This window comes from Bacillus sp. NEAU-242-2 (assembly GCF_027853835.1).
GTDB lineage: Bacteria > Bacillota > Bacilli > Bacillales > Bacillaceae > Bacillus > Bacillus velezensis.
The window spans coordinates 894848-909784 of the sequence record NZ_JAPNNY010000001.1 but is presented as its reverse complement, the minus strand read 5'-3'; the positions used below and the strand labels follow the sequence as shown (position 1 = coordinate 909784).

Genomic DNA, 14937 nt, shown 5'->3' with positions numbered 1-14937 from the left:
CTTTTTGGAGCGGATCTTTTTTTCTATCAAAAAGTGAGGTGAATGCGGTATGCGCATTTTACATACAGCTGACTGGCACCTCGGCAAAACGCTGGAAGGCAGAAGCCGGCTGAGCGAGCAGGCCGAAGTACTGGAAGAGCTGAATACCATTGTCAAGGAAGAAAACATTGATGCGGTCATTATGGCAGGAGATGTATTCGATACGGTCAACCCGCCTGCGCTCGCTGAACAATTGTATTACGAAAGTCTTTCCGCGCTTTCTGACGGCGGAAAACGCCCGGTTGTCGTCATTGCCGGAAACCATGACAATCCCGACAGGCTGGCGGCGGCTTCTCCGTTAACAAATGAGCGCGGCATTCATTTAATCGGCTATCCGCGGACAGAACCCGTCCATATTGAGGTGCCGTCGGCGGACGAGCTGTTAGCCGTAGCCGCGCTGGCATATCCGTCAGAGGCGAGATTAAACGAAGTGCTTTCTGATACGTTTGAGGAAAAGCTTCTTCGCGATCATTACGATGTGAAAATCAGAGAGGCGTTTGCTCACATGTGCGGGCTGTGCCGGAACGATGCCGTGAAAATCGCGGCGAGCCACATTTATGTCGCGGGGGGAAATCAGACCGATTCAGAGCGCCCGATTGAAGTCGGGGGCGCTTACACGGTCGCCGCTGACAGCCTGCCGGCTGATGCGGCTTACGTGGCTCTCGGCCATCTCCACCGTCCGCAAACGATCAAGCGCGCCAAGACGGCTGCCCGTTATTCAGGCTCTCCGCTCGCATACAGCTTTTCGGAAGCCGGTTATGCCAAATCGGTGACAGTGGTAGAAGCGAAGCCCGGCGGAGAAGCGAAGTGGGAAGAGATTTTCCTGTCTTCCGGTAAACCGCTCGTCAAATGGAAAGCGCAGGGGCTGAGCGAGGTTCACGGCTGGCTTGATGAAGGGCGTGACCGGAATGCCTGGATCGATCTTGATATCCATTTGACGGATCAGCTTTCTCTCGAGGAAATTCATCGGCTGAGAAAGGCGCATCCCGGCTTTATCCATATCAGGCCGGTTTTTGAAGAAAAAGAGACCGAAAATGACCGGATTGAAGTGAAACACACATCAATTGAGGATCGATTTAAGAAGTTTTATGAAAAACAAACGGGCGGCGGCGTGCCGGATGAGGAGATGGTCAAGCTGTTTTTAGAGCTTGCGTCAGCAGATGATGAGGAGGATGCGACATGAAGCCGATTCTGTTAACGATAAAAGGGCTCCACAGCTTCAGGGAGGAACAGACCATTGATTTTGCCGGACTGTCAGGAGCCGGGGTGTTCGGGATTTTCGGGCCGACCGGAAGCGGAAAATCGTCGATCCTTGATGCCATGACACTCGCTTTATACGGAAAAGTGGAGCGCGCCGCAAATAATACGCACGGCATTCTGAATCATGCCGAAGATCAGCTTGCCGTCTCATTTACATTCGCGCTTCAATCCGGCCACCGGGTTTCCTACAAGGTCGAGCGCGTTTTTAAGAGAACGGATGAAACGAAAGTAAAAACCGCCCTCTGCCGGCTGATTGAAATCAAAGACGAACAAACGGTGCTGGCCGATAAAGCGAATGAAGTGAACAAAAAGGTAGAGGAGCTTCTTGGCCTGACCATTGACGACTTTACAAGAGCCGTCGTTCTGCCGCAAGGAAAGTTTGCCGAGTTTCTGTCGCTTAAAGGCGCGGAAAGAAGACATATGCTCCAGCGCCTGTTTAATCTGGAACAGTACGGGGACAGGCTTGTCAAAAAATTGCGGCGGCGGGCGCAGGAAGCGGCAGCGAAAAAAAATGAAATGCTGGCCGAACAATCCGGCCTCGGAGACGCAGGAGAAGATGCGCTGAAGCAGGCTGAACAGCAGTTTCACGAAGCGAACGAACGGCTTGAAGCAGCTGAGAAGAAACGGGTCCGGGCAAAAGAGCGTTTTGAAAATCACCAGGAAATTTGGAACTTGCAGACAGAAAGAGATGAATATGAGCGCCGGGAGAAAAAGCTCGAGGAAAGACGCCCGTACATCACGGATTTGACTGAGCGTCTTAAAGAGGCGGAAACAGCTCTCGCCCTTGAGCCGTACGCAGACCGCTGCACCGAAGCCGTCCGCCGGAAGCAGCGCGCCGAACAGGAACACGAACTGGCCAAACGGAAATCAGAGGCGGAAACCGTTTCATTTACCCGGCAAAATGAAGCCTATGAAGCATGGCGCGCCCATAAGGCCGAACAGGAGCCGAAACTTGTCAAGGAAGAAGAGCTGTATCAAAGACTTTCAGCCATTGAACAAAAACTGCTTGAAGCGAAAAAAGAAGCGGAAAAAACAAATGCGGAGCACAGCAAAAAAGAGGAAGAATACGAAGCCGCCTCGAAACAGCTGGCCGCAGTGAAAGACCGCCTGACCCGCGGCCAAAACAGGCAGAATGAGCTGAAAGAAGAGCTGAAAGCAGTTCAAGTGACCGCCGATGAACGGAAAAAATGCCAGACCGCAGCACAGCTGGCGGCGGGCTTTCAGCAGACACAGGAACAAATCACGAAAGAGCGGGCCAATCTGACAACGCAGCTGAAAAACGTGGAGAAGCTCAACGGAGAAAGCGAGTCGCTCACAGCGAAAGCGAAAACGGAAGAGGAAGACATTACGCGCGCTTATCAAACGCTGCAAACCGTTTACCATATGGTCTGTGAAACGGAACGTTCACTGAAAGCCGCAGCCGAACGGGCTGAAAAAACGCAAGCCGATCTCCGCAGGCGCTCAGAGGAAGCGAGAACGGCTGCATTAACAAAAGAATTATCGGAAAAACTGATCGTAGGAAAGCCTTGTCCTGTATGCGGCTCGACGCAGCATGACCGCCCGCGTTCCGCTCATGAAACATTCTCGCCTGATACCGCTGTGCAGGAACATTTGCAGCAGGTGGAAGCACTGCTTTCTGAGGCGGCGGCTCTTTCTCAGGAAGTGCTGACAGCCAAGGTTGCATTAGAAGAACAGTCGGGGCGTTTTACCGAAGAATGTCCGTTTCTGCAAAGCGCCCGGGTTCCGGAGCTGGAAGCCGCTTCTTCCATCAGCGGACGCCCGCTTGATGAAGCGTTCAGCGCCGTCCGCTTGGAATGGAAACAAATGAAACAGGATATGCTGTCGGTAAAAGAGAAGGTCACAAGACTGATCAGCGCGCATCAGCAGACGGTAAAACAAGCTGAGCAGCTTGCCGAACGAATCCGCTACGAGGAAAAAGAAGCCGGCCGTCTCAGACATTCATTAGAAGAGCTTGAATCGCTGTCAGAAAGCCGATTGAATCAGTACAACGAAGTCTGCGGTGATATTCCGCCAAACCGGATTGACGCCTGGCAGGCTTCGATAGATGAGAAGGACAGGCAGGCAGAAGAATGTGAGAAGCGCATTGAAACAAGCATCGCATTCCTCAAGGAACATGAAGAGGAGAAAGAACGCCTGCAGGAGATGAAGCATCGGCTTGAACGGGAACGGCTCGAGCTTCACTATGCGTCTGAGCGCCTGCAGCAGGTGATTGACGGATATGAACAAGAGCTCGGAACAGCAGCTGAAGAAACATCAATTTCCGCAAAGCTTGAAGCGGTGCGGCAGGAATTACAGCTGTTAAAATCAAAAGAACAGTCCCTATTCGATGCGCTGAAGCAGGCGCAGCAATCGCTGAATGACGCAAAAGGCCGGGAATCAGGGAGTCTCATGTCACTCAGGGATGCTGAGGCCTCTCTTGAGAAAGCGCAAAACGACTGGCGCGTGAGGTCAAAAGACACCGGGTTTACCGAACCGGACCAAGTTAAAAAAAGTCTGCTTCCGCAAGGGCGTGCAGAGGAAATGAAAAAAGAAATTGATGAGTTTCTGGACACCTCCAAACAGCTATCGGCAAATATCAGCCGTGTTACTGATAAATTAGCCGAGCGCCGGATATCGGAGGAAGAATGGACAGCATCGGTTTCTCTGCTGAAGCATGCAGAGGCTGAGTCAGGCGCCGCCATGGAGGAAAAAGGAGCACAGGCAAAAGCCTACGCGGTTATGCAAAAACAGCATAAGCGCTTTAAAGAAATTGAAGCCGAGCTGAAAAGCTGGCAGACACAGATTGACAGGCTTGATAAGCTCCAGTCTGTATGTAAAGGCAATACATTCGTCGAATTTTTAGCGGAAGAACAGCTGGAAAGCGTGGCTCGGGACGCCTCTGCCCGTCTCGGAGCGCTGACAAGGCAGCGGTATGCCATATTAGTCGATTCAGAAGGCGGTTTCGTCATGCGTGATGACGCGAACGGAGGCGTCAAACGGCCCGTATCAAGCCTTTCCGGCGGGGAGACGTTTCTGACATCGCTGTCGCTTGCGCTTGCCTTGTCCGCCCAGATTCAGCTGCGGGGGCAATACCCGCTGCAATTCTTTTTCTTAGATGAAGGATTCGGGACTCTTGACCAAGGGCTCTTAGACACCGTTGTCACAGCGCTCGAAAAGCTGCAATCGGACAACTTATCCGTCGGAGTGATCAGCCATGTGCAGGAGCTGAGAGCGCGTCTGCCGAAAAAATTAATCGTTCATCCGTCCGAACCGGGCGGGAAAGGCACCCGGGTCACATTGGAGATCATGTAGAAAGGAGAAGGAATTATGGCCGATTCTGCCGAGGGCACATGTGAATTATGCGGCCGCCATCATGTGCGGCTGACGGAGCACCACTTAACGCCTAAGGAAGAAGGCGGGACATTCCTTCCGACCGCAATGCTCTGCATCCCTTGTCATAAACAGATTCACGCGCTCTATACGAATCAGGAGCTTGCGGCAAGGCTCGCGGGAATAGAAGAGCTGCGGCGTGACCCGAAACTCGCGCGGTTTGTGAAATGGATCAGAAAACAGCCGCCGGAAAAGCTTGTAAAAACAAAAAAAGCAAATGAACGAAAATAACGCTGAACCAAAAGCAGCCCTCTTCTGAAAGAGCGGCTGCTTTTTAGGCGTTTCCGACCACATTTTGATCGCTGACATCGGGGTCTATATAGTTTGTCGCATTGACAACGTTGTTTAATAACAGGAAATCTCCGGTATTGCCTGCTCCCGAACCGAGCGCAGATTTAGAAGAGCTTTTTGGAGAAAGGTAAAAGGAATCACCAAAGTTTACGACTCCGCCCGATATGGAATTGATAGCTATAGGTCCGGTAATTGCTGGCATAAACGACACCCTTTATAGAAGTCTCACCGTCATTATATGTCAGGGCTGCTGTGATTGTGAGCTTGGCGTGAAGATCTGCCTAATATGTTTCAGCCGCGAATCTCCCAGAACGATCGACGTCGATCCGATTTGAACCACGGACGCTGACGATACCCCTTGAATTTTCACATTCCTTACCCGAATTGAAGGGTTTTCATGGCAGAATGCGCTTTGGACTCCCGTTTCCGGTAACGGCATGACGGCCGGCTGCCGAAAGATCTGGTATTCTTTTTTGTTAAATGAGCCTTCATCATCTCTGTATACAGCAAGACTACGCTGATCGGCCAATACTTTGATCCGCATATTGATTTCATTCGTATCGCCTGCTTGAAAGACACTCGCAATCCCGACTGAATTGATTTTGGCGTTCCGGAGGCGTGAAATGCGCTTTAACATTATTCCGGCGCCAGCGGCACATAAGGCCCGATAATAAGAGATTCCGGAGGCGTGTCAAAGATGGAAGACAGATAGACGGAATCGGTGTCGCCGATTAATAATAAGGAAGAACTGGATACACCGGTAGACCGGATGTCGCCGACTTCAATGTTCCGGTTAATCACTGTAAAAATCATGACGGATCATCACCTTTCATTTCACCAGGTATGTGTTTAATAAAGTGCTCGACGGCCCTGACAATATCACGCTTCACATGTTCGGCAATCTGCTCGGCATATTGCGCGGGCGCCGTATTTTCTTCTTTCGGGACATGGGACAGATAATACTGAATCCGGCTGTCCATCTGCTTTCTGATATCTTCAATAATATGATATTTGTTCGCTTCGTCCAGCCTGCTCTCATACTGAGTTTCGAGCTGCTCTAAAAGCGCGGGGATTTCTTCATTCAGGTACATATCGACGTTTTGACGGATTTGCTGCATTTGCTGGCCCGCCTGTTCCTGCTGCATCATTCCGACCTGCGGAGATGTCTGGCCGACTTCGAAGTTTTGCACGGCATTCGGATCAGTCGGATTCAATCCGATATTCAGCGTTCCTTCCAGCCGTTCAATTTTCAGCTGATCAAATTTATACTCGAGCCGATCAATTCTTGTAGAAGGCTGCTGCTTCAGCGTTGAAATTTCATTTTGGAATTCTTTCAGCTGCCGTTCGAGCTCCTGAATCTGCTGCGCCTGCTGCTGGACGAAAGAATTTAAATTCTGCAGGTAGGATGAAACGGATTGATCATACATGACATTCACCTCGCGTCTCGTTTCCTTCATTAAAACTACCGGCTTGGCGGCTGGAGCGGTACAAATGATGAGGTGCCGGGACCTCCCCCTGTTGTTACAGCCTGCTGCCCCGCGGTGACAGGCGGCGCCGGCTCAACATAACTCCCTGTGTTGTACAGATTGGAAAGAGATTTAATTGAACCGGCGCTTCCGATTTGCAGTATGGAGGAATTGCTGACAGATTCTACACGCATGTAATTGATATGGATCGACTGATTGACGTAAAAATTCATACGGCGCCTCCTTTATGCGTTTCCTGCCATCGGCTGATCGATTACATCATTATCGTACACATTCGTTGAATTCCTGTAATTCGTCAGTGTGAGATTGTCTCCGGTATTGAAGCTGCCCGCTCCGGCAAATGTCTTAACCTCTGCTTTTGGAGAAATGGTGATGCAGTCGCCAATATGAACGACTCCGCTCGTACCGACGGCATTAATTTTAAACGCTCCGACAATTGCGGGCATACGAGCACATCCTTTTCGTGAAGATTTTCATGACTGCACTCCAGGAGCTTATCTGGGCTGCCTGCCTAAAATAGCTTATGACAAATGCACATTTTTGTGAGCGGAAAAAACTTTAGACGTAAAAAACACCGGCGCTTTACACATGCCGGGTCTTATACATAAATGATACAGATTTATATACATATCACGTTTATGAGAAAGCCTCTTTTCTTTCGCGGCCGTGCTGAATCTGTGCGGCCGGGTTCGTCCCGCTGTCTTTCGTTTGTTGGATGAGCCCGCCCCGGCACCCGTTTAAAAGGCTGTCCAGCTCCTGGCTGCACCTGATGGTCTCCGTCGCATTGATTCCGAATTTTTGCGCTGTCTCGAATAAAGTTAATCTTTTTTCTTCAATTTTGTTCATCGTGTGATCTCCAATTCTCGATTATTTTGGAAAACATAGGATGATAATAGTATAACCCATTTTGGCCAAGAAGGTTTTATTTCGTCAATATGACTAAAAAAGTGACAATTTTTGATACTCTTTTACACTTATTTTCAGCCTGTTTAAAAGAGGGATTTCCCGTTCGGAGGAAGAATACATAAAGGAATGCCATTTAAAAATGATGGGGGATTAACATGAAATTTGCGACAGGGGAACTGAACAGCCGAAAATTTGTCGGTCTGATTATTGATGATGACAAAATCTTAGATCTGCAAAAGGCTGAAAAAAAATTGTTTGAACTTGAGACGATTCCGGGTTCGCTGATCGAGTGCATTCAAAAAGGAGATAAGTTTGTCGCGCATGCCGGACAGCTTGCGGAATGGGCGAAAAAACCGAATGACGAGTCGGGTTCATTTATGTATGCGCTGTCTGACGTAACGCTTTGCGCGCCTATTCCGAGACCTTCAAAGAACGTGATCTGCATCGGGAAAAATTATCGTGATCATGCCGTTGAAATGGGGAGTGAGGCGGATATACCGGAGCATCCCATGGTTTTCACGAAAGCCCCGGCTGCCGTTACAGGACACGGAGAAACAGTGAAGAGCCACTTGGACGTAACGGAGCAGCTTGATTATGAAGGGGAGCTTGCGGTAATCATATCAAATAGCGGATCGCACATCTCCAAAGAACATGCGCTTGATCATATATTCGGCTATACAATTGTAAATGATATCACAGCGCGCGATCTGCAGAAAAAACATAAACAGTTTTTTATCGGCAAAAGCCTCGATACGACATGCCCGATGGGCCCGGTCATTGTACATAAGTCGGCCGTCAGCGATCCGCAAAGCCTGAAAGTTGAAACGCGGGTGAACGGTGAACTGCGCCAATCAGGATCAACGGGTGACATGATATTTCCGATAGCTGAATTAATCGAGACGCTGTCAAAAGGAATGACGCTTGAAGCCGGTGACATTATAGCGACGGGGACGCCGTCCGGTGTCGGAAAAGGATTTAAGCCGCCGAAATTTTTAAAGCCGGGGGACCGTATTGACATTACAATTGAACCGATCGGCACGCTGTCGAACCAAATCGGATAATTGTGTGTCTTTCGCACGCTTGATAATGCTCCGAGAGGCTTGTTGTGGTACCATAAGTGAGGCAGATTGATCTGATAGGGGGAATTGAACATAATGACACATTGGCATATTACTTCATGGGTCGTTGCGCTTATCCTGGTGTTTGTCAGCTACGGGCTGTACGGTGCCGGAAAAGCGAAGGGCGCAAAAATTACGCATATGATTCTGCGCTTATTCTACATTATTATTATTCTGACCGGAGCTGAGCTTTTTGTCCGTTTTGCGAATTGGAACGGAGAGTACGCCGGAAAAATGCTGCTCGGCATCATTACCATCGGACTGATGGAAATGCTCGTCATCCGTAAGAAAAAAGGCAAATCAACCGGCGGACTGTGGATCGGTTTTATTATCGTGCTCGTCCTGACGGTGCTGCTCGGCCTTCACTTGCCGATCGGCTTTCACGTATTTTAATCAATCGCTTGAAAAACCCGGATGCATCCGGGTTTTTTTAGTTGCGCAACTGTGCCGCTGAATGAGAAATGCCGTGACAGGGGGATGGTGATGAGGCGAAGGAGATGTGCAGGATGCCAAAAGCATCAATCACTCTTGTTGCCGTAAAAGCTACGGCTGTGAAGGGTAAAAGCAAACGCCGGCCGTCAATCAGCGTGAAAAACAAAGCTGAATACATCAGGCGGCACCTATTTAAAAGGTGCCGCCTGTTTGTTACGCGGTGCCGTCTTGTTTTGCCGCAGAATACATAATGGAGCGCCGCCCGTCAGATGCCGTCCATTCAAATCTGTCGTGTTTACCCGAGCTGCCGCGGTGATGCTGCAGGGCGCATTGTGCGTCATCCGCCGAGAAGTGATAAAACGAAACGCCTTCACCGGAAAACAGCGCCTGATTGTAGGAAAATACGCAATCATATACAGACAGGCCGAACCCGTGCAGATGGCTGAGAAACAGCAGAAACGTTTCATCGTCCAGCGAATCGAGCAAGGTTAACAGCGGCCGTTTGACCGCTTTTTCATAACGGATTTCTTCCCCGCCGAGCAGGGGGATGGTGTCTGCGCCGATTTCGGCCGAACCGCCGCAAATCCGTGCCGGCTGCCATCGGCCGCCGTGTTTCATCAATACGGCTGCGTTTCCTAGACTGTCTGCAAGCAGGATATCGCCTTCATCGTTTTCGACGAGGCAGATGCCGTCCTCTATCATCAGGGTGCCGCGCCCCCATTTGTTTTTTTCTGAGAAAAGCTGTTTTCGTTTCATAACCGTGCCGGTCTCCTTTGTTTGTTTCTTCTCTTCCGTTCTTTCCAAATCGGGCTTGTCTCATACAAGTCTTAGTGGGACAAATCAACTATCTGAGTTTCTTTGCATAAACTGGGTAAAGTGCTGATAGAAACGAATTTGAAACCGACAGAAACGGGATTGGAGCTGATATCACATGTGTGGAATTGCGGGTTGGGTCGATTTTCAAAAGCAGCTCGTCCAAGAGAAACATATTATGAACAATATGATAGACACTCTTTCAAAACGAGGGCCTGATGATTCAAACGTCTGGGGAGAGCCCCATGTTTTATTCGGACATAAAAGACTTTCGGTCGTTGACATTGAAGGCGGCCGCCAGCCGATGGCCTGCACGCATCAAGAGGAAACGTACACCATCATTTATAATGGCGAGCTGTATAACACGGAGGAATTGCGGAAGGAGCTTCAGGCGAGGGGCCACCGTTTTGAGAGGACCTCTGATACAGAAGTGCTGCTGCACAGCTATATTGAGTGGCGGGAGGAGTGCGTGGACCGCTTGAACGGTATTTTCGCTTTTGCCATCTGGGATGAAAAGCGCAAGCGGCTGTTCGGGGCAAGAGACCGGCTCGGCGTCAAACCGTTTTTTTATAAAGAACACGGCTCTTCCTTTCTGTTTGGGTCGGAATTGAAAGCCATCCTTGCTCATCCTGATGTGAAAGCCCGCACAGACAGCGGCGGACTTGCGGAAGTATTCGGACTCGGGCCGTCCAGAACTCCGGGCTGCGGGGTGTTTAAAGGAATTCACGAGGTGCGTCCCGCCCATGCGTTCACTTTCTCAAAGGACGGTTTGTCCATATGGCGTTATTGGAATGTAAAGAGCGAAAAGCATACAGACAGCTTCGATGAAACCGCCGCTCACATTCGGTACTTATTTCAGGATGCAGTGACACGCCAGCTCGTATCTGACGTGCCGGTTTGCACGTTTTTATCAGGGGGGCTTGACTCGAGCGCGATAACCGCGATAGCCGCCGCTCATTTTGAGAAACAAGGAAGAGATCCCCTTCATACTTATTCAATTGATTATGAGGAGAACAGCAAATTTTTTAAAGCGAGCGCCTTTCAGCCGAATGATGACGGCCCGTGGATCGATAAAATGACAAATGCATTCGGCACACAGCATCATAAATGCGTGATTACGCAGGATCAGCTGGTTGAACATCTGGAGGAATCCGTTCTCGTCAGAGACCTGCCGGGCATGGCTGATGTTGATTCATCGCTATTATGGTTCTGCCGGGAAATTAAAAAAGATTTTGTCGTGAGTCTTTCCGGAGAATGCGCGGACGAAATTTTCGGCGGATATCCGTGGTTTCACACCGCGGCAGAAGAAGACGGATTTCCTTGGATGAGGTCGACTGAGGAGAGGGTCACGCTCTTGGATGAAAAGTGGCAAAAACGGCTGAATCTTAGAGAATACGTGAATGCGAGATATGAAGAAACCATTGCGGAAACGCCGCTGTTAGACGGTGAGACGGGAACAGATAAAGCGAGACGGCAGCTGTTCTACTTAAATATGCTTTGGTTTATGACAAATCTGCTCGACCGCAAAGACCGCATGAGCATGGGCGCAAGTCTTGAAGTACGGGTGCCGTTCGCCGACCACAGACTTGTGGAATACGTTTGGAATATTCCTTGGGAAATGAAAATGCATGGCAGCCGGGAAAAAGGCATTTTGCGGAAAGCGCTTGAAGGACTGCTTCCTGAAGATATTTTGTACCGCAAAAAAAGCCCTTATCCGAAAACGCATCACCCGAAATACACGCAGGGGGTTACAGAATGGCTGAAAACGATTTTGCAACAGAAAGATTCCGTGCTTCACACCCTGCTTGACAGAAAGAAGCTGGAAATGCTGCTGGAGACAGAAGGTTCATCTTTTCAGGTGCCGTGGTTCGGCCAGCTGATGAAAGGCCCGCAGCTGATCGCCCATCTTGCCCAGATCCATACATGGTTTGAGGCGTACCGTATCGATATAGAAGAATAACAGTGCCGCGACCGGTTTCCGCTGAAGGATATCGGTCTTTTTATTGTGAAACATATGGTACACTAAAAAACAGAGGAGTGATACCATGACCGAATATGAAACATGCGCCCAGCTTGCCGAGGCGCACTTTCCTTTATATAAACGGACTTTCTCATCCCTGCCGCCAAAAAACAGGCGGGCCGCATGGGCGGTGCTTGCTTTGTTTCACGAAGCTGATCGGCTTGATGTGCAGGAACTTGGAGGATTTGAACAGGCGGCACAAGACTTTCTGAACGGGGCACTCGCCGACGGCTTTTTGTGGGAGGCGCTCACTGATGTGCGGCAGCAATTTGCGCTTGAAGAAGAGCCGTTGCGTGAGTTTATCGCCGGCCACATCTCTGACAGAGAAAAAGTAACGTATCAAGAGTTTGATGACCTGCTGATGTACGCGGGCCGAACAGGCGGAGCCATCGGCCTGCTTCTGCTGCCGGTTTGCGCGCGCCGGAACCAAGAGAAACTCCGCCATGCAGCCGTTTCATTAGGAGCAGCCATTCAGCTGACCCGGGTGCTTCTGGGGGTCCATACGGATGAGCGGTCGAAAAAGCGTCTCCCGCGCCAGGTGATGATGCAATTCGGCTATACGGAAGAAGAGCTGGAGAGCCGTACTGTCAACAAAGCTTTTATGAATGTATGGGAGTACATCGCATTCGAGGCTGAGGCGTATTTCGAGGAGGCGTCTGAAGAGCTGGAGCTGTTTCCGTTATACTCAAGGCCCGCCGTTACCAGTTTGCTGGCACATTACCGGTCAGAGCTCGGTGACATGAGAAAACGGCTTTCGCAAGCATAAAAAAACGCCCGGCTTCTTAACGAAGCTCCGGGCGTTTATGCAATCCCTTTTTGAATCCAAATCCGCGACCGCCATCTTCTGTACATAAGAATGCCTCTGACCCATTCATCCGCGATAAATGAAATCCAGATGCCCATAAGCCCCAATCCGAAATGGATGCCGAACAGATAAGCGAGAGGCAGTCCGATACCCCACATGGAAATCATCGCCATGTAGACGGGGAATTTTGCATCTCCGGCAGCCCGCAGCGAGTTGATGATAATGACATTAAATGAACGGCCGGGCTCAAGAATGATCGTCATGGCGATCAGCATGCTCGCCGTCGCAATAATGTCAGGACTGCTTGTGAAAATTCCGATCAGCTGTTTTGAAAACAAGGTCATGATCACGGATGTCAAAGCGGCAATGCCAAGCGCCCAGTACAGACTTTTCATGCAGCGGTCATAAGCGTCGTCAAACCGTTTGGCGCCGATATATCTGCCGATCAAAATCTGTGTGCCCTGGCTGATCGCCGTTCCGAACAGCAGGATAAACATGGTGATGTTTTGTGTATAAACCTTTGTTGTAAGCGCCTGAGCGCCCATAATGGCGATAAAATAAGTGACAACCATTTGTGAAATGTTGTAAGACAGCTGTTCGCCGGCAGACGGAATCCCGATTTTCAGGAGTTTCCGCAAGTGCTCTTTATGGACGTGAAAAATCTTTTGCCATGTCAGACCGAGTCCGATGCGTTTTTTGACGATCACAATCATCGCGATCAGCCCGATGATCCGCGCAAAGGACGTTGACATCGCAACACCGGCGACGCCTAACACCGGAAGGCCGAGCGGCCCGAAAATGACAAGAAAGTTTCCGGCAATATTTAAAATATTCATCCCGATCGTAACGAACATCGTATCCTTCGTATGACCGTAGCTTTTTAAAATGGCGCTGAACGTCATAATCAAAGCCTGAATGAAGGACAGCCCGCCGACCACCTGCAAAAAGACTTTGGCATCCGGCATCAATTCATTGGAAAGACCCATCACATGAAGCAGCGGAACGGCCGCAAAAAATATGGCGGCGCTGATGGCGAGACTGATGACAAAGTTCGCTCCTATTGATACATAAGCCACTTCCTGCGCCTCTTTTTTCTGTTTAGATCCTAAAAACTGTGAAATCACAATTGTCGTACCCGTTGCGATAAAGCTGAACATCACGATAATTAAATTTAAAATCTGATTGCTGACACCCACGGCCGCCACACTGTTGTCAGAGTATTGGCTAAGCATAAGAGTGTCGGCGTTTCCCATAAACATATATAATGAAACCTCAATAAATATCGGCCAAGTCAGCGCGTATAATGAGAGTTTGTGATCAGAGGATTGTTTGAATGCAGCCCGTTTTAAAATCGCTTGTTTCATTTCTTTTAACCCCTTTCCTGAAAAAATCAACGTTTAAAAGTGTACCTCCATTTTCTTATAATAAAAAGGGAGAGAAACGAAACTTCTTGCAAAAATCCGACTTAAAAAGGAGGGCCGGAAACATGTCCTTTCTCGAGTTCACAGTCCCTCCGTTCCCGGTCTTTATCGCTGCGGGAGAAGGAGTGTTCAAAAAAGGCGAAACCCATGTGAGACGGGTCTTCCCGGTGTTTGATCTGCTGTATGTGAAAGAAGGCGTCCTCTACATTACAGAAGACGAAAACGCCTTTTCCGTTGAAGCGGGAGAATACATTCTGCTTTCTCCCGGTCTTGAACATTACGGAACAAAAGGCAGTGAAGAAACGACATCTTATTCGTGGCTTCATTTTGAAGGAGCGGATTATGAGGTGACGGAAACCACCGGGAACAACTGGTCGGAGCTGAGGCGAAAAAAAGGGAGCTTTGAAGAGCCGTCCCGCTACCGGCTGTCCCTGCCGCAAAAAGGGAAGGTGAGACGCCCGCAGTTTATGGCCGGGCAATTCAGTGTGCTGACAGATGACAGCGCCGAGAACTCCGACCTGCCGCTCAGAAAGCAGATTCTGTTTGAAGAGCTGCTGCTCCATCTTCAGAAAGAAGCGTTCCAAATCCCGTCCGCAAAGGAAAGAGTCGCATGGGAGGCCGCCCGGTACCTGCAGGAGCACTATCAGGAGAAAACAACCATCAAAGCGCTCTCTTCGGCTCTTCATTACAACCAAGACTACGTGACCCGCTGCATGCAGCAGGTGCTCGGCGTCACGCCCGGCCAGTATACGAACAAAGTCAGAATGACGGAGGCGAAACGTCTTTTGTCCGCAACCAATGACAAAATGGGGGCGATCGCGGACGCCATCGGCATGGAGGACCCAACCTATTTTTCCAAACTGTTTAAACAGATTGAAGGCATTTCGCCGCTTGAATACCGCAAATTCGTAAGCCGGAAAACGGACTGACCTAATACCAGAGAACAGAAGAGGGA

The 14937-nt window shown here is 49.7% G+C and carries 17 protein-coding genes; 8 read left to right on the top strand and 9 right to left on the bottom strand.

Annotated elements, in window-relative coordinates; all coding sequences use genetic code 11:
- Nucleotides 1-49: 49 nt before the first annotated feature.
- The 3 genes from sbcD to OWN49_RS03910 are packed head-to-tail and all read left to right on the top strand — an operon-like array spanning nt 50 to nt 4920.
- Complete coding sequence (gene sbcD, locus OWN49_RS03920; protein WP_003155146.1) at nt 50-1222, top strand: exonuclease subunit SbcD; 1173 nt, start codon at nt 50-52, stop codon at nt 1220-1222.
- On the top strand, nt 1219-4611 hold the full coding sequence (gene sbcC, locus OWN49_RS03915; RefSeq protein WP_176283236.1) for an exonuclease subunit SbcC: 3393 nt from the start codon (nt 1219-1221) through the stop codon (nt 4609-4611). The genes sbcD and sbcC overlap by 4 nt, the downstream gene beginning before the upstream one ends.
- Nucleotides 4612-4626: 15 nt before the next feature.
- A complete protein-coding gene (locus OWN49_RS03910; protein ID WP_070081602.1) occupies nt 4627-4920 on the top strand; it encodes a hypothetical protein in 294 nt (97 codons plus the stop codon).
- Between the two features lie 43 nt (nt 4921-4963).
- On the opposite strand, the gene OWN49_RS03905 is transcribed toward OWN49_RS03910, so the two are convergent.
- The 7 genes from OWN49_RS03905 to OWN49_RS03875 form a co-directional block, all read right to left on the bottom strand.
- Nucleotides 4964-5182, bottom strand: coding sequence for a spore germination protein (locus OWN49_RS03905; protein WP_003155143.1), 219 nt, complete (start codon nt 5180-5182; stop codon nt 4964-4966).
- Nucleotides 5183-5221: 39 nt separating this feature from the next.
- On the bottom strand, nt 5222-5617 hold the full coding sequence (locus OWN49_RS03900) for a spore germination protein GerPE (protein ID WP_077722031.1): 396 nt from the start codon (nt 5615-5617) through the stop codon (nt 5222-5224).
- Entirely contained in the window at nt 5617-5793 is a 177-nt protein-coding gene (locus tag OWN49_RS03895; protein ID WP_003155141.1) for a hypothetical protein, read from the bottom strand. The genes OWN49_RS03900 and OWN49_RS03895 overlap by 1 nt, the downstream gene beginning before the upstream one ends.
- A complete protein-coding gene (locus OWN49_RS03890) occupies nt 5790-6407 on the bottom strand; it encodes a spore germination protein GerPC (RefSeq protein ID WP_031378472.1) in 618 nt (205 codons plus the stop codon). Before OWN49_RS03890 ends, OWN49_RS03895 begins: the two co-directional genes overlap by 4 nt.
- Nucleotides 6408-6442: 35 nt before the next feature.
- The gene (locus tag OWN49_RS03885) at nt 6443-6679 is read right to left on the bottom strand and encodes a spore germination protein GerPB (RefSeq protein ID WP_003155138.1); all 237 of its coding nucleotides are present in this window, start codon (nt 6677-6679) and stop codon (nt 6443-6445) included.
- A gap of 12 nt (nt 6680-6691) precedes the next feature.
- The gene (locus OWN49_RS03880) at nt 6692-6913 is read right to left on the bottom strand and encodes a spore germination protein (protein WP_003155135.1); all 222 of its coding nucleotides are present in this window, start codon (nt 6911-6913) and stop codon (nt 6692-6694) included.
- Nucleotides 6914-7103: 190 nt separating this feature from the next.
- On the bottom strand, nt 7104-7313 hold the full coding sequence (locus OWN49_RS03875; protein WP_165408884.1) for an aspartyl-phosphate phosphatase Spo0E family protein: 210 nt from the start codon (nt 7311-7313) through the stop codon (nt 7104-7106).
- 215 nt (nt 7314-7528) lie between these two features.
- Between OWN49_RS03875 and OWN49_RS03870 the strand changes: the two genes are divergently transcribed.
- A complete protein-coding gene (locus OWN49_RS03870) occupies nt 7529-8434 on the top strand; it encodes a fumarylacetoacetate hydrolase family protein (RefSeq protein WP_176283237.1) in 906 nt (301 codons plus the stop codon).
- A 93-nt stretch (nt 8435-8527) separates the two neighbouring features.
- Nucleotides 8528-8884, top strand: coding sequence for a YisL family protein (locus OWN49_RS03865; protein ID WP_003155128.1), 357 nt, complete (start codon nt 8528-8530; stop codon nt 8882-8884).
- Between the two features lie 252 nt (nt 8885-9136).
- Here the strand turns inward: OWN49_RS03865 and OWN49_RS03860 are convergent, their stop codons facing one another.
- Nucleotides 9137-9679 (bottom strand): DUF2777 family protein, encoded by a 543-nt coding sequence (locus OWN49_RS03860; protein ID WP_176283238.1) that lies wholly within the window; start codon nt 9677-9679, stop codon nt 9137-9139.
- Between the two features lie 175 nt (nt 9680-9854).
- On the opposite strand from OWN49_RS03860, the gene asnB reads away from it, so the two are divergent.
- The gene (asnB, locus tag OWN49_RS03855; protein ID WP_003155123.1) at nt 9855-11696 is read left to right on the top strand and encodes an asparagine synthase (glutamine-hydrolyzing); all 1842 of its coding nucleotides are present in this window, start codon (nt 9855-9857) and stop codon (nt 11694-11696) included.
- Nucleotides 11697-11781: 85 nt separating this feature from the next.
- On the top strand, nt 11782-12522 hold the full coding sequence (locus tag OWN49_RS03850) for a squalene/phytoene synthase family protein (RefSeq protein WP_176283239.1): 741 nt from the start codon (nt 11782-11784) through the stop codon (nt 12520-12522).
- A gap of 35 nt (nt 12523-12557) precedes the next feature.
- On the opposite strand, the gene OWN49_RS03845 is transcribed toward OWN49_RS03850, so the two are convergent.
- The gene (locus OWN49_RS03845) at nt 12558-13925 is read right to left on the bottom strand and encodes an MATE family efflux transporter (RefSeq protein ID WP_003155121.1); all 1368 of its coding nucleotides are present in this window, start codon (nt 13923-13925) and stop codon (nt 12558-12560) included.
- A gap of 122 nt (nt 13926-14047) precedes the next feature.
- Between OWN49_RS03845 and OWN49_RS03840 the strand changes: the two genes are divergently transcribed.
- Nucleotides 14048-14911 carry an AraC family transcriptional regulator gene (locus OWN49_RS03840; RefSeq protein ID WP_044053084.1) on the top strand — a complete coding sequence of 288 codons (864 nt, stop codon included), beginning with the start codon at nt 14048-14050 and terminating at the stop codon, nt 14909-14911.
- Nucleotides 14912-14937: the final 26 nt, after the last annotated feature.